This window comes from Streptomyces sp. SX-6 (assembly GCF_059089585.1).
This window is the reverse complement of sequence record NZ_JBTHHU010000001.1, coordinates 97,071-116,628: the sequence shown is the minus strand read 5'-3', so window position 1 is coordinate 116,628 and position 19,558 is coordinate 97,071. Positions and strand designations below refer to the sequence as shown.

Below are 19,558 nucleotides of genomic sequence, written 5' to 3'. Positions count from 1 at the left end.
GCGTACGCTTCCGTAGGTTTCAGTCCGGCTTAAACAGGCGGGACGCTAGCATCCGTGTGCGACGGGCCCGGCAGCGGGTCCGCGCATACCGACGGACGGAACACGGGAGCGGGTGGCACGGCGTGGCCGGGGAGGAACGCGGACCGCTGCCGTTCGCGCTGATGCTGATCGGTGCGGGCAGAGTGGTCCAGGACGAGGCCAACCGGGCCTTCGCCCCCCAGGGGCACTCGCTCCGGCTGATGGGCGCCCTCGGCCACCTCGCGCACGAACCGGGCCTGTCCTACAGCGAGTTGGCGCGCAGGGCCGGGGTCACGGCGCAGAGCATGCAGGCCACGGTCCTGCAGCTGGAGGAGGCCGGCGCCGTCGCCCGTTCCTCCCCCGCGGGGCGGGGGAGGACGGCGGTGCTGCACGTCACCGAGCACGGGCGGCGGATGCTGGACGAGATGCGGCAGACCCTCGCCGCGCTCGACGGGGAGCTGCTGGCGGGCCTGTCGGGGGAGGAGCGCGCCGTCCTCGTCAGGGCGCTCGGGCGCCTGATCAGTGCTTCGGGTACGGCGGCTCCCACGGCGCGACCTTGAAGCCGCCGCTCTCCACGTGCTCGTACGGTGCCGAGCTCACGCACTTCGGCAGGTTCCTGGTGTTGACGATGTCCTCCGCGGAGCGCCAGCTGTAGCCCAGGCGGTCACGGTGCGGGCCCAGGGCGTCGACGGTGAACCCGACCCGCCGGCCCGTGGCCCCTTTCACGTCGGTCTTCTCGATGATGCCGGTGGCCACGGCGACCGTGCCCCCGCTGACCAGACAGTCGATTCTGCCCTGCGCGTAGCCGTGATGGCCGTTCGGGAAGGCGTGGCTGAAGCGGAACGTGCCCTTGGCGTCGTCGAGGAGGCCGTGGGCGTCGAAGGTGAAGTAGATCTTGTCGCCGGCGGGGCGGTAGAGCTTGCCGGAGCCGGTGAGGCTCGGTTCCTTCGCGGGCCCGGGTGCGCTCTTGGCGGAGTCGGAGGCAACGGCGGAGCCGGCCGCCGAAGCGGCCAGCAATAGGGCGGCGCCGAGGGCGGCGAGACGGACGTGGGTGCGCGACGGACGGTTCACAGCAGGCCCTTTCGGGAGGCGGGGTGGATGACCTGGCATCACGATCCCCTCCGGCATCACCGGTGAGCGTCCGCCTGCGCTCCGATCACGGTCCGCCTCATGGCTGATCGGTCATGAGACCTCGGCAGGGCCGGTAGGGCCGGACTCCGCACAACGAATCGTCGCGAAGGTGTCGAAAGGCGCAACGTTTCGTTCAATATCGCGCAACATCCGTGGCTTGTCGCGCCTGGATCCGGAGCCGTACCGTCGTGGCGTTTAACGGAATTCTGACGACAAGGCGAGAAGAGGACCGATGACGCCGCTGCGTATCGCGCTGTACCAAGGCCCCAGTGGCGTGCCGTCCTCCACCGCCGACAGCCTGGCCTCGCTCGAGTCCGCCGCGCGGCGTGCCGCGTCCGCGGGAGCACGACTGTTGCTCGCCAACGAGCTGTTCCTGACCGGGTATGCACTCGGCGAGTCCGTACGTGATCTCGCCGAGCCCGCGGACGGTCCCGGCGCCGAGGCCGTCGCCCGGATCGCCGCCGAGCACGGCCTGGCCGTCGGCTACGGCTACCCCGAGCGGGACGGCGACACGCTCTTCAACTCGACCCAGCTCATCGGCCCGGACGGCGAGCGTCTCGCGCACTACCGCAAGACGCACCTCTTCGGCGCGTACGAGACCACCTACTTCACGCCCGGTCAGGAGCCCGTTGTCCAGGCCGAGTTCGACGGCATCACGCTCGGTCTGCTGACCTGCTACGACGTCGAGTTCCCCGAGCCCGTCCGGGCACATGCCCTGGCCGGCACCGAGGTGCTGCTCGTGCCGACCGCGCTGATGCGGCCGTACGAGATCGTGCCTCAGACGATCGTCCCGGCCCGGGCGTGGGAGAGCCAGCTCTACATCGCGTACGTCAACCGGTGCGGCGACGAAGGGGAGTTCACCTTCGCCGGGCTGTCCTGCCTCGCCGCGCCCGACGGCACCGTACGAGCGCGCGCGGGCAACGGCGAGGACCTCGTCGTGGGCGACGCCGACCCCGCGCTGCTCAAGGCCTCCCGCGCCGAGAACACCTATCTGAGCGACCGCCGTCCCGAGCTGTACACCTCGCTCGTCTGAGACGCGCTCGCGCTCGCACCGCCCTCAACACCCCCCGCCAGTAGGAGAGTCCAGCCGATGACGTCCACGGTGCCCACTGCCGTCCACGACGAGCAGGTCCAGCAGACCGAGCCGCCGATCACCATGTTCGGTCCGGACTTCCCGTTCGCCTACGACGACTATCTCGCCCACCCGGCGGGGCTCGGCCAGATCCCGGCCACCGAGCACGGCAACGAGGTCGCCGTCATCGGCGGCGGGCTGTCCGGCATCGTGGCCGCGTACGAGCTGATGAAGATGGGCCTCAAGCCCGTTGTCTACGAGGCCGACCAGATCGGCGGACGGCTGCGCACCGTCGGATTCGAGGGCTGCGGCGACGAACTGACCGCCGAGATGGGCGCCATGCGCTTCCCTCCGTCCTCGACCGCCTTCCAGCACTACATCGACCTGGTGGACCTGCGGACCGAGCCGTTCCCCAACCCGCTCGCGCCCGCCACGCCCTCCACGGTCGTCGACCTCAAGGGCGAGAGCCACTATGCCGAGAGCGTCGACGACCTGCCGCAGGTCTACCGCGATGTGGCGGCGGCATGGAACGCCTGCCTCGAGGAGGGCGCGGACTTCGCGGCGATGAACCGGGCCATGCGCGAGCGCGACGTGCCGCGCATCCGCGAGATCTGGTCCCGGCTCGTGGAGAAGCTGGACAACCAGACCTTCTACGGCTTCCTGTGCGACTCTCCCGCCTTCGCGTCCTTCCGGCACCGGGAGATCTTCGGCCAGGTCGGCTTCGGCACCGGCGGCTGGGACACCGACTTCCCCAACTCCATCCTGGAGATCCTGCGCGTCGTCTACACCGAGGCGGACGACCACCACCGCGGCATCGTGGGCGGCAGCCAGCAGTTGCCGCTGCGCCTGTGGGAGCGGGAGCCCGCGAAGATCGTCCACTGGCCCCACGGCACCTCGCTGTCCTCGCTGCACGGCGGCGCACCGCGCCCGGCCGTGACCCGGCTGCACCGCACGGCGGGCAACCACATCACGGTCACCGACGCCTCCGGCGACATCCGCACCTACCGGGCGGCCGTGTTCACGGCGCAGTCCTGGATGCTGCTGTCGAAGATCCAGTGCGATGACGAACTGCTGCCGATCGACCACTGGACGGCGGTCGAGCGCACGCACTACATGGAGTCCTCCAAGCTGTTTGTGCCGGTGGACCGGCCGTTCTGGCTGGACAAGGACGAGGACACGGGCCGGGACGTGATGAGCATGACGCTCACCGACCGGATGACCCGCGGCACCTACCTGCTCGACAACGGGCCGGACAAGCCCGCCGTCATCTGCCTCTCCTACACCTGGTGCGACGACAGCCTCAAGTGGCTGCCGCTCTCGGCGAACGAGCGCATGGAGGTCATGCTCAAGTCGCTCGGCGAGATCTACCCGAAGGTCGACATCCGGAAGCACATCATCGGCAACCCGGTGACGGTCTCCTGGGAGAACGAGCCCTACTTCATGGGCGCGTTCAAGGCGAACCTGCCCGGCCACTACCGCTACCAGCGCCGCCTGTTCACCCACTTCATGCAGGACCGCCTCCCCGAGGACAAGCGCGGCCTCTTCCTCGCGGGCGACGACATCTCCTGGACCGCGGGCTGGGCCGAGGGCGCCGTGCAGACCGCGCTCAACGCCGTCTGGGGCGTGATGCGCCACTTCGGCGGCGCGACCGACGCCACGAACCCCGGCCCGGGGGACGTCTACGACGAGGTCGCCCCCGTCGAACTCCCCGAGGACTGACGGCACTTCGCTCTGCTCACCCCAGCGGGGTGAGCAGACAGCGGCCCACCATGCCGGTGCCCGCGTCGATGCGGTCCGCGAACTCCTGGGCCAGCTCCGGGAGTTCGCGTATCGCCCACAGGGTCCGGAAGGCGGCCCACGCGGCACCCCTGGCCGCCTCGAGGGTCCACGACCCCAGCAGATGGGTCAGGGGATCGGCCACGTCCAGCAGATCCGGGCCCGGTATCAGCTCCTCGCGGATCCGCTCCTCCATGCGGACGAGCACCTCGCCGATCCGGTCGAAGTCGCCCTCCAGCTCCGGCGGCGCGGCCCCGAGGGCCCGGCAGGTGTCGGCGAGGGCGAGCGGAAGGTCGTGGCCGATGTGCGCGTTGATGCCCGCCAGCGCGAACTGCACGGGGCGCACGGCCGGATGGCCGCGCAGCTGGAACAGGGGCCGCCAGCACGCGGGCGCCCGCTGCCCCGTGGCCGCCAGGTCGACGGCCCCCAGATAGCGCTCGGCGAACAGGACGTCCAGCTCGGTGGTGGCGAGCCGGTCGCGGAAGCCCCCGGCCGCCACCCGCCGGCCCACCTCCTCGGTGACCGCCAGATAGACCCGGTTGAAGACCGCCACCCCGTCACGCGGCGGCAGGCCCGCTTCCAGCCCCCGCATCCGTGCCATCACCCAGTCGATGCCGGCGGGCGCCGCCGGTCGTGCCCGCGCCATCGTCATATACACAGAGTGACATTCGGGCACGGAGCGTGGGAGGGCTCGGGAGGGGATTAACCGGAACGGGTGACGATCCGGCGACGAACCCGTCAGGAGACTCCGTCAGGAGCGAGGAGGCTCGGGGACATCCTCCGAGAGCTTGTCGTACCCGCTCGTCCCCTCGTCCAGCAGCGGTTCCTGCTCCTTGAGGTGCGCCGGGGCCAGGGCGCGCAGCACGTGATAGCCGGTCAGGACCACGATCGTGCCGAGGGCGATACCGCTCAGCTCGAAGTGCTTGCCGAACTTGAGGCTGACACCGCCGATGCCGATGATGATGCCCGCCGCGACCGGCACCAGGTTCAGCGGATTGCGCAGGTCCACCTTGTTGTGCACCCAGATCTGCGCGCCGAGCAGCCCGATCATGCCGTACAGGATCACGGTGATCCCGCCCAGCACACCGCCCGGGATGGCGGCGACGATCGCGCCGAACTTGGGGCAGACGCCGAAGAGCAGGGCGAAGCAGGCCGCCGCCCAGTAGGCGGCCGTCGAGTAGACCCGGGTGGCCGCCATGACCCCGATGTTCTCGGAGTAGGTGGTGTTGGCCGGGCCGCCGACCGCGGTGGAGAGCATCGTCGCCGCGCCGTCGGCGGAGATCGCGGTGCCGAGCTGGTCGTCCAGCGAGTCGCCGGTCATCTCGCCGACCGCCTTGACGTGACCCGCGTTCTCGGCGATCAGCGCGATGACGACCGGCAGCGCGACGAGCGCCGCCGACCAGCCGAAGCTCGGGGCGTGCAGCGAGGGCAGGCCGATCCAGTCGGCCTTGGCGACCCCGGAGAGGTCGAGCCGCCAGTGGTCGACGGCCTGTCCGCCGCCGTGCACCGAGTGGATCCTGCCGAAGACCCGGTCGAAGACCCACGAGATCGCATACCCGAACAGCAGCCCGAGGAAGATCGCCACCCGGGACCAGAAGCCCCGCAGACACACCACGGCGAGCCCCGTGAAGAGCATGGTGAGCAGCGCCGTCCACTGGTCCTGCGGCCAGTACGTCGTCGCCGTCACCGGCGCCAGGTTGAAGCCGATCAGCATGACCACCGCACCGGTCACCACGGGAGGCATCGCCGCATGGATGACCCGTGCGCCGAACTTCCGTACCGCCAGACCGCTCAGGAGCAGCGCACCGCCGACCACGAAGATCGCGCCGGTGACGGCCGCACTGTCACCGCCCTGCGCCCGGATGATGGCCGCGACGCCGACGAAGGAGAGGCTGCACCCCAGATAACTGGGGATCCGCCCGCGCGTGGCGAGCAGGAAGAGCATCGTCGCGACGCCGGACATCATGATGGCGAGGTTCGGGTCCAGGCCCATGAGCACCGGGGCCACGAAGGAGGCGCCGAACATGGCCACCACGTGCTGGGCGCCCAGGCCCGCCGTCCTCGGCCACGAGAGCCGTTCGCCCGGTCCGACGACTGCCCCGGGGGCGGGGGTGCGCCCGTCGCCGTGCAGGGTCCAGCGCACGCCGAGGCCCATGACTGCTCCCGAATGTTCGTGTTGTGGTGATCCGGACCATGTTAAGCGGCGGTGCGGAGTGTCTTTGACGCCGTGTCCGGCGGCCCGGGACCGGTTCGCTGCTGCGATCGGACCAATTAATACCCCGTAAGGCTGTACAGCCGTGAACATCGGCTGATCATCCGTCAGTGCGCGGTATGGGTCACGATGTCCGATTTCCTGCAAACCAGGAGACATACATGCGTAAGCTCGTCGGCCGCACTGCGGCTGCCGCGATCGTTGCTACGGGCGTCATCGTTCCGGCCGCCGGGGTGGCTCAGGCCGCGCCGCAGTCGCCGTCTGTCGGTCAGACGGTGAGCTGGGACGGAGACCACGACCGTGACGGTGGGAAGGACAAGGGCCGTGACCGCGACTGCGACCGTGGCCGTAGCCGCGGCTGTGAATGGGGCCACGAATGGGGCCACGAATGGACCCGTGGCGGCTGGGACTGGGGTCGCGGTGATGACTGCGACCGCGGCCGCGAAGGCGGCTGGGGCTGGAACAACAACGGCTGGATCGTAGGCCTGCTCAGGCACCACCACAACAACTTCTGGGGTGGCGAGGACTGCGACCACGGCCGTGAGTGGAGCCGCGAGTGGGGCCGTGGCCACGACTGCGACCACGGTCGCGAGGGTGGCGGCCGCGAGGGCGGCAGCTGGGGCCGTGACCGTGACTGTGACCGTGGCCGCGACAGTGGCTGGGGTCGTGACCGCGACTGCGACCGTGGCCGTGACTGGGGCCGTGACCGCGATCGTGGCCGTGACTGCGACCACGGCCGTGACTGGGGTCGTGACCGTGACCGTGGCCGCGGTGACGACTGCGACCGTGGCCGTGAGGGCGGCTGGAAGGAGCGCGGCCGCGACTGCGACCGTGGTGGCTGGAACGAGCGGGGCTGGGGCGGTCACAACCACTGCCACAACCGTGGGATCAACCTGTTCGGCATCGTTCTCTGAGCCGACGGTTCGCCTGAAAGCCCCTTCCACCGCGGGCCGCGTGTCCGGGCACATCGCCCGTCACGCGGCCCGCGGTGGCGTGCGTGGACCGGTCCCGAGGACGCCCGCGGCCGCCACCGGGCCCGCCGCCAGCACAGTGACCAGGCCGAACGCGGTGCCGAGCGACGTCGCGTCCGAGATCTGCCCGATGACGGACGGGGCGATCAGGGACGAGGTGTAGGTGACCGTGGCGACCCCGGCGATGGCCGCGCCCGGGTCCCGGCCGCTGCGGGCCGCCGCGGCGAAGGCGAGCGGGACGACCACGGCGACCCCCAGCCCGACGAGGCCGAACCCGGCGACGGCCTGCGCCGGTCCGTGCGCGGTGACCACCAGCAGGCCCCCGCAGGTGGCCAGCACACCGCCGGCCCGTACGGTGCGGACCGGGCCCAGGCGCCGGACCAGGGCGTCGCCCGCGAACCGGGCCACGGCCATTGCGCAGGCGAACGCCGTCGGGCACACCGCCGCCAGGCCGGCCCCGGAGCCCATGCCCTCGCGCAGATAGACCGCCGACCAGTCCAGGCTCGCCCCCTCCGCGAACACAGCGCAGAAGCCGACGGCCCCGATCGCCAGAACGGACCGCGACGGCAGGGTGAAACGCGGCGGCGGACGCTCCCCGGCCGCCGCGCGCAGATCGAGCGCCCAGCGGCAGGAGGCGGCACCGAGCACGGCGAGCACCGCGGCGGCGACGGCCAGATGGACCCGGGCGTCGGTGCCGGCGTGCGCGGCGACCGTGCCCGCACCCGCCCCGGCGAGCGCTCCCGTGCTCCACATCCCGTGCAGACCGGACATGACCGAGCGGCCGAGGCGCTCCTCGGTCGCCACGCCCAGCGCGTTCATCGCGACGTCGGCCATCCCGGCCGTGGCCCCGTACACCGCGAGCGCGGCACACAGGGCGACCGGGCCGGGGGAGAGGGCGGGCAGCGCGAGGGACGCGCACCACAGCGCGATCAGCACCCGCAGCGCGGCCCTGGAGCCGAGGCGGTGGGTGACCCGGACCGCGAGCGGCATCGCGCACGCGGTGCCGAGCGCCGGGAAGGCCAGCGCGAGGCCCAACTCGCCCGTACCGATGCCCAGATGCTCCTGGATCCAGGGCACACGGGTGGCGAAGTTGCCGCTCACCGCGCCGTGGACGGCGAAGACGGCGGCCACGGCGTACCGCCCCCGGCGCACCTGCCGCTCCCGTGAAACCCCCACCTCCCGCAACCAACGTGACCTGGCCCACCTTGTCAAGTCCCCGTGGACACCGCGCCGCCCGGCGGCGTACGCTCCACAGCAGCAAACGTTCAACTCAACGCAGCGCACTCCGGGGTCGGTGAAAGTCCGAACCGGCGGTTACAGTCCGCGACCCGTCCGCAGCCAGCGGCCGGTTGACCAGGTGAAATTCCTGGACCGACGGTTAAAGTCCGGATGGGAGGCAGTGCGCGGCGGGCACGCATCGGCTCATCGCCGCAGGCGGCACGGGTCCCCCTTCCCGGGGTGGCTCGAGCGCTGCGTCGTCGGCTCTCCCGGTGCGGTGCACCCGCTTTCTCGTCGTCCCGTACGACGGCCCCGGAGTCCATGCCCGACGAGGCAGGAGGACCCGGTGGCCACCGCAACCGAAGCGGACGCGATGCGACGCGCCATGGCGCTCGCCGCCCGCGCACTCGGCGCGACCAGCCCCAACCCCGTCGTCGGCTGCGTCCTCCTCGACACACACGGCCGCACCGCCGGCCAGGGCTGGCACCGGCGCGCCGGAGGGCCGCACGCCGAGGTCGAGGCCCTGCGGGCGGCAGCCGCGGCCGGGCACGACGTACGGGGCGGCACCGCAGTCGTCACTCTCGAACCCTGCAACCACACGGGTCGCACCGGCCCCTGCGCTCAAGCGCTCATCGACGCGGGCGTCACCCGCGTCGTCTACGCCGTCGCCGACCCGAACCCCACCGCGACCGGCGGCGCCGCCACCCTCGCGGCGGCGGGCGTCGACACCGAGGGCGGGCTCCTCGCCGCCGAGGCGGCGGCCGGCAACGCGGCCTGGCTCACCTCCGTGGTGCGCGGACGCCCGTACGTGGTGTGGAAGTACGCCGCCACCCTCGACGGCCGCAGCGCCGCCGCCGACGGCAGCAGCCGCTGGATCACCTCCGCCGAGTCCCGCGCGGACGTGCACCGGCTGCGTGCCGAGGCCGACGCCGTGGTGGTCGGCTCCGGCACCCTGCACGCCGACGACCCGCACCTCGCCGTACGCGGCATCGCGGACGTCACCCAGCCCCTGCGCGTCGTGGTGGACACCACCGCCTCGATCCGGCCGTCCGCCCGGGTCCTGGACGACGCGGCACCGACCCTGATCGCCGCCGGAGCGGACGCCGACACCCGGCACCTGCCGGGCGCCGACGTGGTGCGCCTGCCCCTCGACGGGGAGCGCGTCGACCTCGGGGCCCTGCTCGCCGAGCTGTACGCGCGGGGCGTCCGCTCCGTGCTGCTGGAGGGCGGGCCCGCGCTCGCCGGCGCCTTCCTGGCGGCCGGGGCCGTCGACCGCGTCGTCGGCTATCTCGCCCCCGCGCTGCTCGGCGCCGGCCCCGCCGCCCTCGGCGACGCCGGCATAGGAACCATCGCCGGGGCCCTGCGCCTGGACGTCACCGACGTGACCCGGCTCGGCCCCGACCTGCGGATCACCGCCACCCCCGTACCCGCTCCCAAGGAGGACTGACACGTGTTCACCGGAATCGTCGAGGAACTCGGTGAGGTCGTCGCCGTCGAGGACCTCGGTGACGCCTGCCGGTTCCGGCTGCGCGGCCCCGTCGTCACCGACGGGGCGGGGCACGGCGACTCGATCGCGGTCAACGGCGTCTGCCTGACCGTCGTCACCACCGGGGACGGCGAGTTCACCGCCGACGTCATGGCCGAGACCCTGAAGCGCTCCAGCCTGGGCGCGCTCGCCCCCGGCTCCCGCGTCAACCTCGAGCGCCCCATGACGCTCGGCGGCCGGCTCGGCGGCCACCTGGTGCAGGGCCATGTGGACGGCACCGGCGTCATCACCGGCCGGGAGCCCGGCGAGCACTGGGAGGTCGTGACCGTCTCGCTCCCCGCCGGGCTCAGCCGGTACGTGGTCGAGAAGGGCTCCATCACTGTCGACGGCGTGAGCCTGACCGTCGTCGAGGCGGGCGACGAGCACTTCACGGTCAGCCTCATTCCCACCACCCTCGCCCTGACCACGCTGGGCATCAAGCAGACCGGCGATCCCGTCAACCTCGAGGTGGACGTGCTCGCCAAGTACACGGAGCGGCTTCTCGCGAAGGGGGAGGCATGAGTGCCCTGGACTGGCTCGGCAGTGAGGCCTTCACGGCCTTCGGCCAGCATGTGATCTGGTCCGACGCCATCGGCAACACCTGCGGCCTGCTGGCCCTGGCTCTCGGCTGGCGCCGTTCCATCTGGACCTGGCCCACGCAGTTCCTGTCCGGCCTCATCCTCGTCGTCGCCTACGCCTCCGCCCACCTCAGCGGCGGAGTGGGCAAGCAACTCCTCGTCATCGGCGTGTCGTTGTGGGGCTGGCGGCTGTGGCAGCGCGGCGGACGGAAGACCGAGGGCGGCCATGTGGCCGTACGCTTCGCCACCGGGCGCGAGCGCCTCGTGCTGCTCGCCGGCACCGCCGCCGGCACGCTGGCCGTCGGCGCCCTGTTCACCGCCCTGCCCGACCTGTCCTGGAACCCCTGGCCGGACGCGTACATCTTCGTCGGCACGCTCGCCGCGATGGTCGCCCAGGCCCGCGGGCTCGTCGAGTTCTGGTTCGCCTGGCTGCTCGTCGACGTGGTCGGCGTCCCGCTCGCCTTCTCCAGCGGCCTCGCCTTCTCCGGCATCGTCTACGTCGTCTATCTCGGCCTCGTCCTGTGGGGCATGCGCGACTGGTGGCTGCGCTCCCGCACGGCCGGCCGGCCCGCACCGGTCCTGGAATCGGCGCTCTCGTGAAGTAGGTGAGCACCGTGACCGAGCAACTAAGGAGACACAGCATGACCGCCACGCTCCGCCGGCCCCCGGCCGAGGACACCCGCCTCGACCCGGTGCAGCGCGCCATCGCCGACATCGCGGCCGGCCGGCCCGTCGTCGTCGTGGACGACGAGAACCGGGAGAACGAGGGCGACCTCGTCGTCGCCGCCGAGGCGGTCACCCCCGAGATCGTCGCCTTCATGATGAGCGAGTGCCGCGGACTGATCTGCGTGCCGATGGAGGCGGAGGACATCGACCGGCTCGACCTGCCGCAGATGGTCGAGCGGAACACCGAGACGATGCGCACCGCCTTCACCGTCTCCGTGGACGCCACCGCCGCGCACGGCGTGGGCACCGGCATCTCCGCCGCGGACCGGGCCACCACCATCCGGCTGCTGGCCGACCCGGACAGCGTGCCGGGCGACTTCATGCGGCCCGGGCACGTCTTCCCGCTGCGGGCCCGGCCCGGCGGCGTCCTGGTCCGCCCCGGCCACACCGAGGCCGGCTGCGAGCTCGCCCGCCTCGCCGGATTCCGGCCCGCCGCCGCGATCGTGGAGATCGCGGGCGAGGACGGCCGCATGCTGCGGCTGCCCGACCTGATCCCCTTCGCACGCCGTCACGGCCTTTCGATCATCTCCATCGAGGACCTGGCCGCCTACCTCGGTTCGCCCGAACCCACCGTCCGGCGGGAAGCCAGCACCCGGCTGCCCACCGCCTTCGGCGACTTCCGCGCCTACGGCTACCGCTCCACCCGGGACGGCGTCGAGCACATCGCCCTGGTCGCCGGCGACCTCGGCGACGGCGAGGACGTCCTGGTGCGCGTCCACTCCGAGTGCCTGACCGGCGACGTCTTCGGCTCCCTGCGCTGCGACTGCGGCCCGCAGCTGAGGGCGTCCCTGGAACGCGTCTCCGCCGAGCGGCGCGGCGTCGTCCTCTACCTGCGCGGCCACGAGGGCCGCGGCATCGGCCTGCTGTCCAAGCTGCGGGCGTACGAACTGCAGGAGAACGGCCACGACACCCTGGACGCCAACCTCGAGCTCGGCCTGCCCGCCGACGCCCGCGACTACGGTGCCGGTGCCCGGATCCTGGCCGACCTCGGGGTGCGGTCCCTGCGGCTGATGACCAACAACCCCGACAAGACCACGGCCCTCGAGCGGCACGGCCTGCGGATCAACGGCCGCGAGCCCATGCCCGTCGCGGCCGGGGAACACAATCTGCGGTACCTGCGCACCAAGCGGGACCGGATGGGGCACGACCTGCCCTGGCTGGACGCCGACAAGGTGTCCGCCTGCGAGAACCAGTGACCCGAGAACCAGTGACCAGCGAACAGCAAGCATCCCGAGGAGACTCATGAGCGGCGAGGGCGCGCCCCGGCTGACCACGAAGAACTGCAAGGACCTCCGCGTGGCCGTCATCGCCGCGCAGTGGCACGAGAAGGTGATGGACGGCCTGGTCGACGGCGCCCTGCGCGCGCTGCACGAACTCGGCATCGACGAGCCGACGCTGCTGCGTGTGCCGGGCAGCTTCGAACTCCCCGTCGCCGCCAAGGTGCTCGCCGGCCGCGGCTACGACGCGATCGTCGCCCTCGGCGTCGTCATCCGTGGCGGCACCCCGCACTTCGAGTACGTGTGCCAGGGCGTGACCGAGGGGCTGACCCGGGTCTCCGTCGACACCGGCGTCCCCGTCGGCTTCGGCGTCCTCACCTGCGACACCGAGGAGCAGGCCCTGGACCGGGCCGGGCTCGAGGGGTCCGCCGAGGACAAGGGACACGAGGCGGTGTCCGCGGCCGTCGCCACGGCGGCGGTCCTGCGCTCGGTCTCGGAACCCTGGCACTGAGCTCCCCCGCCGCGGGCGTAGGGTAGGACCACCATGTCCAAGAAGACGTTCGAGGAGCTGTTCAGCGAGCTCCAGCAGAAGGCACAGGGCGATCCCGCCACCTCCCGTACCGCGGAACTGGTCGGCAAGGGTGTCCATGCCATCGGCAAGAAGGTCGTCGAGGAGGCGGCCGAGGTGTGGATGGCCGCCGAGTACGAGGGCAACGAGGCCACCGCCGAGGAGATCTCCCAGCTCCTCTACCACCTTCAGGTGATGATGGTCGCCAAGGGCATCTCGCTCGACGACGTCTACGCCCACCTCTGACAACCGGCCCGCTCCGAACCGCTCTCTCCCCACCTCGCACAAAACTTCGCACGAAGGAAACCGCCTCATGCTGCGCATCGCCGTTCCCAACAAGGGTTCTCTCTCCGAGCCTGCGTCGGAGATGCTCCATGAGGCCGGTTACCGCCAGCGCAAGGACCGCAGGGAACTGGTGCTCGTCGACTCCGTCAACGAGGTCGAGTTCTTCTTCCTGCGCCCCCGCGACATCGCGGTCTACGTGGGCTCCGGCAAGCTCGACATCGGCATCACCGGCCGCGACCTGCTGCTCGACTCCGGCTCCCAGGCCGAGGAGATCATGCAGCTCGGCTTCGCCGGGTCCACGTTCCGCTACGCCACCCGCCCGGGCACGGCCACGGGCGTCGCCGACTTCGGCGGCATGACGATCGCCACCTCCTTCTCCGGCCTGGTCACCAAGCACCTGGCCGACAACGGCGTCGACGCCGAGGTCGTCCACCTGGACGGCGCCGTCGAGACCGCCATCCAGCTCGGCGTCGCCGAGATCATCGCCGACGTCGTCGAGACCGGCACCACCCTGCGCAACGCCGGCCTCGAGGTCATCGGCGAGCCGATCCTGGAGTCCGAGGCCGTCGTCATCCGCCGCTCCGGCGCCCCGGCCGACGACCCGAAGGTCCGTCAGTTCCTCCGCCGCATGCAGGGCGTTCTCGTCGCCCGGCGCTACGTGATGATGGACTACGACATCCGCGTCGAGCACGTGGAGCGCGCCGTCGCGCTCACGCCCGGCCTGGAGTCGCCGACCGTCTCCCCGCTGCACCACGAGGGCTGGGTCGCGGTCCGCTCGATGGTCCCCGCCAAGGACGCCCAGCGCATCATGGACGAGCTGTACGAGCTCGGCGCCCGCGCGATCCTCACCACGGGCATCCACGCCTGCCGCCTCTGACCCCTCGTCTCGTCCGTACGCAAGAAGAGAACCCATGCCCGAGCTGCCCGTCACCTTCCGTCCGACTCGTACCCGGGTGGTGCTGCTGGGCATCGGCTTCGCCCTGCCCGCCGTGCTCGCGGTGATGTCCTTCCTGCAGGAGTCCTTCACCGCGGGCGACCGGGCCTCCTTCATCGGCACCGGCCTGCTGGGCCTCGCCGTCCTCGCGATGCTCAGCAGGCCGAAGGTGGTCGCCACGCCGGACGGTGTCACCGTGACCAATCTGACGACGGTGCGCCGCCTGGAGTGGGCCCAGATCGTCCGGGTCAACCTGCGTCCCGGTGACTCCTGGGTCCACCTCGACCTCTCCGACGGCACGTCGCTGCCCGCCATGGGGATCCAGACCGGCATCGACAAGAAGCGGGCCATCGCCGACGCCCGCACGCTGAACGAGCTCGTCGCGCAGTACGGCACCGGACGATCCGCGACGTGACGTGCGGCTGCCCGTCCCCATTTCACATTCCTTGATTACTCTGGTCCCCACGGGCACACCGTGCCCGGCCCCGTATCCACCGGCCGCGTGTTCGCGCGGCCCGCGGGGCACCTGCGAACCGAGGAGTGAATCCCTCCGGGATGGACGGATCGTCCTGTAGTACCGGCGCCGCCCCGCATAGTGAGGCGGCGCGATGAGCATCACCGTTTCCCTCCTGCTGCTCGCCGCAGCACTGCTCCTGATCCTCGCGAACGGCTTCTTCGTCGCCGCCGAGTTCGGCCTGGTGACCGTCGAGAGGCCGGAGGCCGAGCGGGCCGCGGCCGACGGCGACCACCGCGCCCGGACCGTGGTCGAGTCCCTGCGCGAGCTCTCCTTCCAGCTCTCCGGCACCCAACTGGGCATCACCATCACCTCCTTGGTGGTCGGCATGCTCGCCGAGCCGGCCCTCGGACGGCTGCTCACCGGAGTCTTCGACGTGGCCGGGCTGCCGGCCGGTGCCGCCCCCGGCGCCGCCGTCGTGACCGGCATGCTGCTGGCCTCGGCCGTGCAGATGGTCATCGGCGAACTGGTGCCCAAGAACTGGGCGGTCTCCCGGCCCCTGCAGGTGGCGCGCTTCGTCGCCCGCCCGCAGAGCCTGTTCGCCCACCTCTTCCGCCCCGTGATCACCCTCCTCGACACGGTCGCCAACCGGCTCGTCCGCGCCCTGGGCGTGGAGCCCGCCGAGGAGCTGGCGTCGGCCCGTACCCCCGGCGAACTCGTCTCGCTCGCCCGGCACTCGGCGCGGGCCGGTGCCCTCGAGCAGGACACCGCCGACCTGTTCGTACGGACCCTGTCACTGGGTGACCTGACGGCCCAGCATGTGATGACCCCTCGGGTGAGGGTCAGCGCCCTGCAGACGGACGCGACCGCCGAGGACGTCCTCAACCTCACCCGTGCCACGGGTCTGTCGCGCTTCCCGGTCTACCGCGAGCGCCTGGACGAGGTCGTCGGCATGGTCCACCTCAAGGACGCCCTCGCGGTGCCCCGCGACGAGCGGCTGCGCACGCCCGTCGGGCGGATCGCGGTGCCGCCGATGCTCGTCCCCGAGACCCTGCCCGTGCAGCCGCTGCTGGAGCAGCTGCGCAGGGAGCAGCCGATAGCCGTCGTCGTCGACGAGTACGGCGGCACGGCCGGCGTGGTGACCCTGGAGGACATCATCGAGGAGCTCGTCGGCGAGGTCCGCGACGAGCACGACCACGCGGACGCCGCGCGCCCGGACCTGGTCCCGGTCGCCTGCGAGGACGGGCGCCTCGCCTGGGACGCGGACGGCGGCTGCCGTGTCGACCTGCTGCACCGCATCGGGCTGGCCGCCCCGGACGGGCCGTACGAGACCGTGGCCGGTCTCGTCGCCGACCTGCTCGGCCGCATCCCCGTGCCCGGTGACCGGGCCGAACTGCCCGGCTGGCGGCTGTCCGTGCGGCAGGTCGGGCATCACCGTGCCGAGCGGGTCCGCCTGATGCGGACCACCGGCGCCCCGGTGCAGGGTCCGGTACAGGGGGACGCCCGATGAGCGTGCTGCAACTTCTGTTCGCCGCCCTGCTGGTGCTGGCCAACGGCTTCTTCGTGGGGGCCGAGTTCGCGCTCGTGTCCGTACGGCGCAGCCAGATCGAGCCGCTCGCCGCGGAAGGGTCGAGCCGGGCCTGTACGGTCCTGAGCGGGCTGGAGAGCCTGCCGCAGATGATGGCGGCCGCTCAATTCGGCATCACCGTCTGCTCGTTGACGCTCGGCGCGGTTGCCGAGCCGACGGTCGCGCAGCTGCTGGAGCCCCTGTTCGACGCCGTCGGGCTGCCCGCTGGGCTCGTGCATCCGCTGGGCTATGTCATCGCCCTGGCCCTGGTGATCTTCCTGCACCTGGTCATCGGGGAGATGGTCCCGAAGAACCTGGCCATGTCCGCCCCGGACCGGGCGGCGCTGTGGCTGGGGCCCGGCCTCGTCGCCTTCGCGCGGCTGTGCCGTCCGGTGACCCGGCTGCTGGGCGCCTGCGCCCACGGTGTGCTCCGGCTCTTCAGCGTCGAGCCCAAGGACGAGATCGAGGCGGTGTTCACCAGCGAGCAGCTCACGCACCTGGTCGAGGACTCCCGGCAGGCCGGGCTGCTGGACCCGGTCGAGCAGGAACGCCTCGAGGACGCGCTGGAACTGGGCAGCCGCCCGGTCACGGACGTCCTGCTGGACCCGGCCGCCCTGGTGACCGTCGAACCGTCGGTCACCCCGCGGCAGGTCGAGGAGCTGACCGTACGGACGGGCTTCTCCCGCTTCCCGGTGTGCGCGCCGGGCGGCGCCGTGATGGGGTACCTGCACGTGAAGGACGTCCTGGACCTCGAGGACCGGGACCGTGCCGTGCCGCAGCGCATATGGCGGCGGGTGGAGACCCTGCGGGCCGAGCTGCCGCTCGACGACGCGCTGACGGTGATGCGGCGGGCTGCCGCGCATCTGGCGGCGGTCGCCGATGCGTCGGGGAGGGTGCTGGGGCTGGTGGCGCTCGAGGACGTGCTGGAGATGCTGGTGGGTGAGGTGAGGGATCCCTCGCACCGTGAGGTGGGGCCGGTGGCGGCGCCGCGGTCCGGTGCGCGGGAGGAGGAGGTCGTGCTGGCGGGGTGAGGTTTGCCCCGGACCCGCCCTTTCACCGTTTCCTCCGGGGCTCCGCCCCGGGCCCCGGAACCGCGCTTCGCGCGGTTGTCCTCAATCGCCGGACGGGCTGGATAGTGTCGGGCCGGGCGCGAAATTTCAGCCCGTCCGGCGTTTGAGGACGAGCGGCGGAGCCGCGACAAGCGGGGTCTGGGGCGGAGCCCCAGGAGACGGGGAGAGGGCGGGACCGGGGCATCCATCCGGGCCGGTGGACAGGCTACGGCGGGTCCTGGGGATCGCGTAGCTTCGGGGCGCGGCCCGAGAGGACCTCGCCGTAGGCCTGCATGAGGTCCGGCAGGCGCAGGGTGGCGAGGTCGTCGCGGCCGGGCGTTCCGGCGTAGCCGGACAGCCGCAGGTCGCGGTAGGCGCAGCTCTTCTCGTACAGCGTGCGCAGAAAGCGGCCGTTGCCCAGCTCGTCGATCCAGCCCTGGCCGACCACGTGCTCGCTGATGCTGCGCAGCTCCTCGAGCGCCTCCTCGTCCCAGGCGTCGCCGTTCTCGTCGGCCAGGACCTCGCCGATGGCGGTGAGTTCGGGCGGCCGGTAGCTGGGGAAGTCCACGCGGCTCGTGAAGCGGGAACCGAGGCCGGGGTTGGCGGCGAGGAGGCGGTCCATGCCCTCGGGGTAGCCCGCCAGGATCACCACCAGCCGGTCGCGGTTGTCCTCGGCGCGCTTGAGCAGGACCTGCAGTGCCTCGTCGCCGTAGGCGTCGCCCTTGCTGTAGGCCGAGTTGGACAGGCTGTACGCCTCGTCGACGAAGAGCACCCCGCCGAGCGCCGAGTCGATCAGCTCGTTCGCCTTGACCGCGGTCTGGCCGAGGAACTCGCCGACCAGGTCCGCCCGTTGGGCCTCGACCAGGTGGTCGCCGCCGAGCAGGCCGAGGGCGTAGAAGACCCGGCCGAGGATCCGGGCGACCGTGGTCTTGCCCGTGCCCGAGGGGCCGGAGAAGACGAAGTGTCGCTTGGGCGGCTGGACCGGCAGGCCCTGCCCGGCCCGCAGCCGCGCCATGTGCAGCTGCGCCGAGAGCGCCCGCACCTGCCGCTTGACCGGTTCCAGGCCGACCATGCGCTCCAGTTCGGCCAGCGCCTTCGCCAGCAGCACCGGGTCGGAGAGGCCGGGCAACGGCCGGTCGGAGGGCCGGTCCGGGACGCGGATCTTCTCGCGGAACCCCCCGGCGAACGCCGGGGCGGGGCCGGAGGGCCCCGGGACCATGCCGGTCAGGACGTCGGAGGCCAGGACCTCCGGGCCGCCCGCCGGTTCCGCGGCCTCCTGGCCCGCCCCGGTCAGGGGCACCGGGGCCAGGTCGGTGTGGTCCTCCAGGCCGTCGCCGTCCGCGATGGCGGTCAGCCGCGCGGAGGTGTCCATGAAGGCGGGGTCGACGCGGTGCACGGCGCGGTAGAGGGGGAGGGCGGCGGCGCTGCGCCCGGTGCCCTCGTGGGCGCGGGCCAGCCAGTAGCGCAGCTCCTTGCGCTGCGGCTGTTCGCTGCGGCAGCGCATCAGCGCGGTGGCGAGCAGCAGTTCGGCCTGTCCGTACATCTCCAGCCGGACCCGGGCCATGCCGCCGAACAGCCCGGCCTCGATGCCGAGCAGGGAGTCGTCCAGTAACGGATCGGTCTGCCGGACGAGTTGTTCCCAGTCCTTGACCAGATAGGCGCGGCACCCGTGCAGGAAGCGCACCTGGGGGTCGGTGTCGGCGGGCGGGCAGGCGGCGAGCGCCCGGTCGAGCTCGGGCACATGGCGGCCGTCGAGCCAGTGCGAGGCATGGGCGAGCCGGAGGTCCCGGCCGCTCTCCAGCACCGGCTGCACCCACCACCCCAGCCAGTACCAGGAGTTCAGCGCCCGCCGGTGCCGGGCACGCTGCTGGCCGAAGCGTTCGCGGTGCCGGTACATGCGCAGCAGAGCGGTGGAGGTCTCCGCGCGCAGCGCGTGCAGGCCGAGCCAGGCGTCGGCCATGCCCGGGTCGATGCGCACCGCCGTGCGGAACTCCTCCTCGGCCTGCGGGTACGCGCCCATCGTGTAGGCGTCCACGCCGCGCAGCCAGGCGAGATCGGCCGGGGCGGGAGGGCCCTGAGTGCCGAAGTCCATCACATCCCCCACGAACCTGCCCCCGTAGCGCGAACCGCTCCTCTGTGGACGGGAGTTGATCAGAGCACGGTCGGCGCTCCCGCGCGGGTGCGCCGTCTCGCATCGTACCTGCGCAATCGCCGTCGGCCGTAGGGTGCCGTACCGCTGTTCGCGGCTCGCGGGCGA

Annotated in this window: 19 protein-coding genes and 1 riboswitch; of the genes, 14 read left to right on the top strand and 5 right to left on the bottom strand. The window is 72.0% G+C overall.

The window, feature by feature from the left end:
- The first annotated feature begins 122 nt into the window (after positions 1-122).
- Complete coding sequence (locus ACV530_RS00545; RefSeq protein WP_494330157.1) at positions 123-578, top strand: MarR family winged helix-turn-helix transcriptional regulator; 456 nt, start codon at positions 123-125, stop codon at positions 576-578.
- Here ACV530_RS00545 and ACV530_RS00540 read toward each other — a convergent pair.
- Entirely contained in the window at positions 538-1,089 is a 552-nt protein-coding gene (locus tag ACV530_RS00540) for a hypothetical protein (protein ID WP_494330156.1), read from the bottom strand. The two genes, ACV530_RS00545 and ACV530_RS00540, sit on opposite strands and share 41 nt — an antisense overlap.
- A gap of 292 nt (positions 1,090-1,381) precedes the next feature.
- On the opposite strand from ACV530_RS00540, the gene ACV530_RS00535 reads away from it, so the two are divergent.
- On the top strand, positions 1,382-2,182 hold the full coding sequence (locus ACV530_RS00535) for a carbon-nitrogen hydrolase family protein (protein ID WP_494330155.1): 801 nt from the start codon (positions 1,382-1,384) through the stop codon (positions 2,180-2,182).
- 57 nt (positions 2,183-2,239) lie between these two features.
- Entirely contained in the window at positions 2,240-3,940 is a 1,701-nt protein-coding gene (locus tag ACV530_RS00530; protein ID WP_494330154.1) for a flavin monoamine oxidase family protein, read from the top strand.
- A gap of 16 nt (positions 3,941-3,956) precedes the next feature.
- On the opposite strand, the gene ACV530_RS00525 is transcribed toward ACV530_RS00530, so the two are convergent.
- Together ACV530_RS00525 and ACV530_RS00520 are read right to left on the bottom strand one after the other, a co-directional pair.
- Positions 3,957-4,649 (bottom strand): DUF5995 family protein, encoded by a 693-nt coding sequence (locus ACV530_RS00525; RefSeq protein WP_494330153.1) that lies wholly within the window; start codon positions 4,647-4,649, stop codon positions 3,957-3,959.
- Between the two features lie 99 nt (positions 4,650-4,748).
- A complete protein-coding gene (locus ACV530_RS00520) occupies positions 4,749-6,152 on the bottom strand; it encodes a uracil-xanthine permease family protein (RefSeq protein WP_494330152.1) in 1,404 nt (467 codons plus the stop codon).
- Positions 6,153-6,370: 218 nt separating this feature from the next.
- On the opposite strand from ACV530_RS00520, the gene ACV530_RS00515 reads away from it, so the two are divergent.
- Positions 6,371-7,123 (top strand): hypothetical protein, encoded by a 753-nt coding sequence (locus ACV530_RS00515; protein ID WP_494330151.1) that lies wholly within the window; start codon positions 6,371-6,373, stop codon positions 7,121-7,123.
- Positions 7,124-7,183: 60 nt separating this feature from the next.
- On the opposite strand, the gene ACV530_RS00510 is transcribed toward ACV530_RS00515, so the two are convergent.
- Complete coding sequence (locus ACV530_RS00510; RefSeq protein WP_494330150.1) at positions 7,184-8,356, bottom strand: MFS transporter; 1,173 nt, start codon at positions 8,354-8,356, stop codon at positions 7,184-7,186.
- Between the two features lie 100 nt (positions 8,357-8,456).
- A riboswitch (FMN riboswitch) is annotated at positions 8,457-8,587 on the top strand.
- Between the two features lie 157 nt (positions 8,588-8,744).
- On the opposite strand from ACV530_RS00510, the gene ribD reads away from it, so the two are divergent.
- From ribD to ACV530_RS00460, 10 genes are all read left to right on the top strand, one after another.
- Entirely contained in the window at positions 8,745-9,845 is a 1,101-nt protein-coding gene (ribD, locus tag ACV530_RS00505; RefSeq protein ID WP_494330149.1) for a bifunctional diaminohydroxyphosphoribosylaminopyrimidine deaminase/5-amino-6-(5-phosphoribosylamino)uracil reductase RibD, read from the top strand.
- Positions 9,846-9,848: 3 nt separating this feature from the next.
- The gene (locus ACV530_RS00500; RefSeq protein ID WP_494330148.1) at positions 9,849-10,445 is read left to right on the top strand and encodes a riboflavin synthase; all 597 of its coding nucleotides are present in this window, start codon (positions 9,849-9,851) and stop codon (positions 10,443-10,445) included.
- Positions 10,442-11,101 (top strand): nicotinamide mononucleotide transporter family protein, encoded by a 660-nt coding sequence (locus tag ACV530_RS00495; protein ID WP_494330147.1) that lies wholly within the window; start codon positions 10,442-10,444, stop codon positions 11,099-11,101. Before ACV530_RS00500 ends, ACV530_RS00495 begins: the two co-directional genes overlap by 4 nt.
- 41 nt (positions 11,102-11,142) lie before the next feature.
- On the top strand, positions 11,143-12,423 hold the full coding sequence (locus ACV530_RS00490; RefSeq protein WP_494330146.1) for a bifunctional 3,4-dihydroxy-2-butanone-4-phosphate synthase/GTP cyclohydrolase II: 1,281 nt from the start codon (positions 11,143-11,145) through the stop codon (positions 12,421-12,423).
- Positions 12,424-12,469: 46 nt separating this feature from the next.
- The gene (gene ribH / locus ACV530_RS00485; protein WP_494330145.1) at positions 12,470-12,955 is read left to right on the top strand and encodes a 6,7-dimethyl-8-ribityllumazine synthase; all 486 of its coding nucleotides are present in this window, start codon (positions 12,470-12,472) and stop codon (positions 12,953-12,955) included.
- 33 nt (positions 12,956-12,988) lie between these two features.
- A complete protein-coding gene (locus ACV530_RS00480; RefSeq protein WP_494330144.1) occupies positions 12,989-13,258 on the top strand; it encodes a phosphoribosyl-ATP diphosphatase in 270 nt (89 codons plus the stop codon).
- 67 nt (positions 13,259-13,325) lie between these two features.
- Positions 13,326-14,174, top strand: a complete 849-nt coding sequence (gene hisG, locus ACV530_RS00475; protein ID WP_494330143.1) for an ATP phosphoribosyltransferase — start codon at positions 13,326-13,328, stop codon at positions 14,172-14,174.
- 34 nt (positions 14,175-14,208) lie between these two features.
- On the top strand, positions 14,209-14,646 hold the full coding sequence (locus ACV530_RS00470; RefSeq protein WP_494330142.1) for a PH domain-containing protein: 438 nt from the start codon (positions 14,209-14,211) through the stop codon (positions 14,644-14,646).
- 199 nt (positions 14,647-14,845) lie between these two features.
- A complete protein-coding gene (locus tag ACV530_RS00465; protein WP_494330524.1) occupies positions 14,846-16,195 on the top strand; it encodes a hemolysin family protein in 1,350 nt (449 codons plus the stop codon).
- On the top strand, positions 16,192-17,283 hold the full coding sequence (locus ACV530_RS00460) for a hemolysin family protein (protein ID WP_494330141.1): 1,092 nt from the start codon (positions 16,192-16,194) through the stop codon (positions 17,281-17,283). The genes ACV530_RS00465 and ACV530_RS00460 overlap by 4 nt, the downstream gene beginning before the upstream one ends.
- Positions 17,284-17,527: 244 nt before the next feature.
- Here ACV530_RS00460 and ACV530_RS00455 read toward each other — a convergent pair whose 3' ends face one another.
- On the bottom strand, positions 17,528-19,393 hold the full coding sequence (locus ACV530_RS00455; protein WP_494330140.1) for an AAA family ATPase: 1,866 nt from the start codon (positions 19,391-19,393) through the stop codon (positions 17,528-17,530).
- Between the last annotated feature and the right edge of the window lie 165 nt (positions 19,394-19,558).

Coding starts and splice junctions, on each gene's coding strand:
- hisG (WP_494330143.1), top strand. CDS start 13,326: ATGCTGCGCATCGCCGTTCCCAACAAGGGTTCTCTCTCCGAGCCTGCG.
- ACV530_RS00495 (WP_494330147.1), top strand. CDS start 10,442: ATGAGTGCCCTGGACTGGCTCGGCAGTGAGGCCTTCACGGCCTTCGGC.
- ACV530_RS00490 (WP_494330146.1), top strand. CDS start 11,143: ATGACCGCCACGCTCCGCCGGCCCCCGGCCGAGGACACCCGCCTCGAC.
- ACV530_RS00515 (WP_494330151.1), top strand. CDS start 6,371: ATGCGTAAGCTCGTCGGCCGCACTGCGGCTGCCGCGATCGTTGCTACG.
- ACV530_RS00530 (WP_494330154.1), top strand. CDS start 2,240: ATGACGTCCACGGTGCCCACTGCCGTCCACGACGAGCAGGTCCAGCAG.
- ACV530_RS00455 (WP_494330140.1), bottom strand. CDS start 19,393: ATGGACTTCGGCACTCAGGGCCCTCCCGCCCCGGCCGATCTCGCCTGG.
- ACV530_RS00470 (WP_494330142.1), top strand. CDS start 14,209: ATGCCCGAGCTGCCCGTCACCTTCCGTCCGACTCGTACCCGGGTGGTG.
- ACV530_RS00535 (WP_494330155.1), top strand. CDS start 1,382: ATGACGCCGCTGCGTATCGCGCTGTACCAAGGCCCCAGTGGCGTGCCG.
- ribH (WP_494330145.1), top strand. CDS start 12,470: ATGAGCGGCGAGGGCGCGCCCCGGCTGACCACGAAGAACTGCAAGGAC.
- ACV530_RS00480 (WP_494330144.1), top strand. CDS start 12,989: ATGTCCAAGAAGACGTTCGAGGAGCTGTTCAGCGAGCTCCAGCAGAAG.
- ACV530_RS00525 (WP_494330153.1), bottom strand. CDS start 4,649: ATGACGATGGCGCGGGCACGACCGGCGGCGCCCGCCGGCATCGACTGG.
- ACV530_RS00520 (WP_494330152.1), bottom strand. CDS start 6,152: ATGGGCCTCGGCGTGCGCTGGACCCTGCACGGCGACGGGCGCACCCCC.
- ACV530_RS00460 (WP_494330141.1), top strand. CDS start 16,192: ATGAGCGTGCTGCAACTTCTGTTCGCCGCCCTGCTGGTGCTGGCCAAC.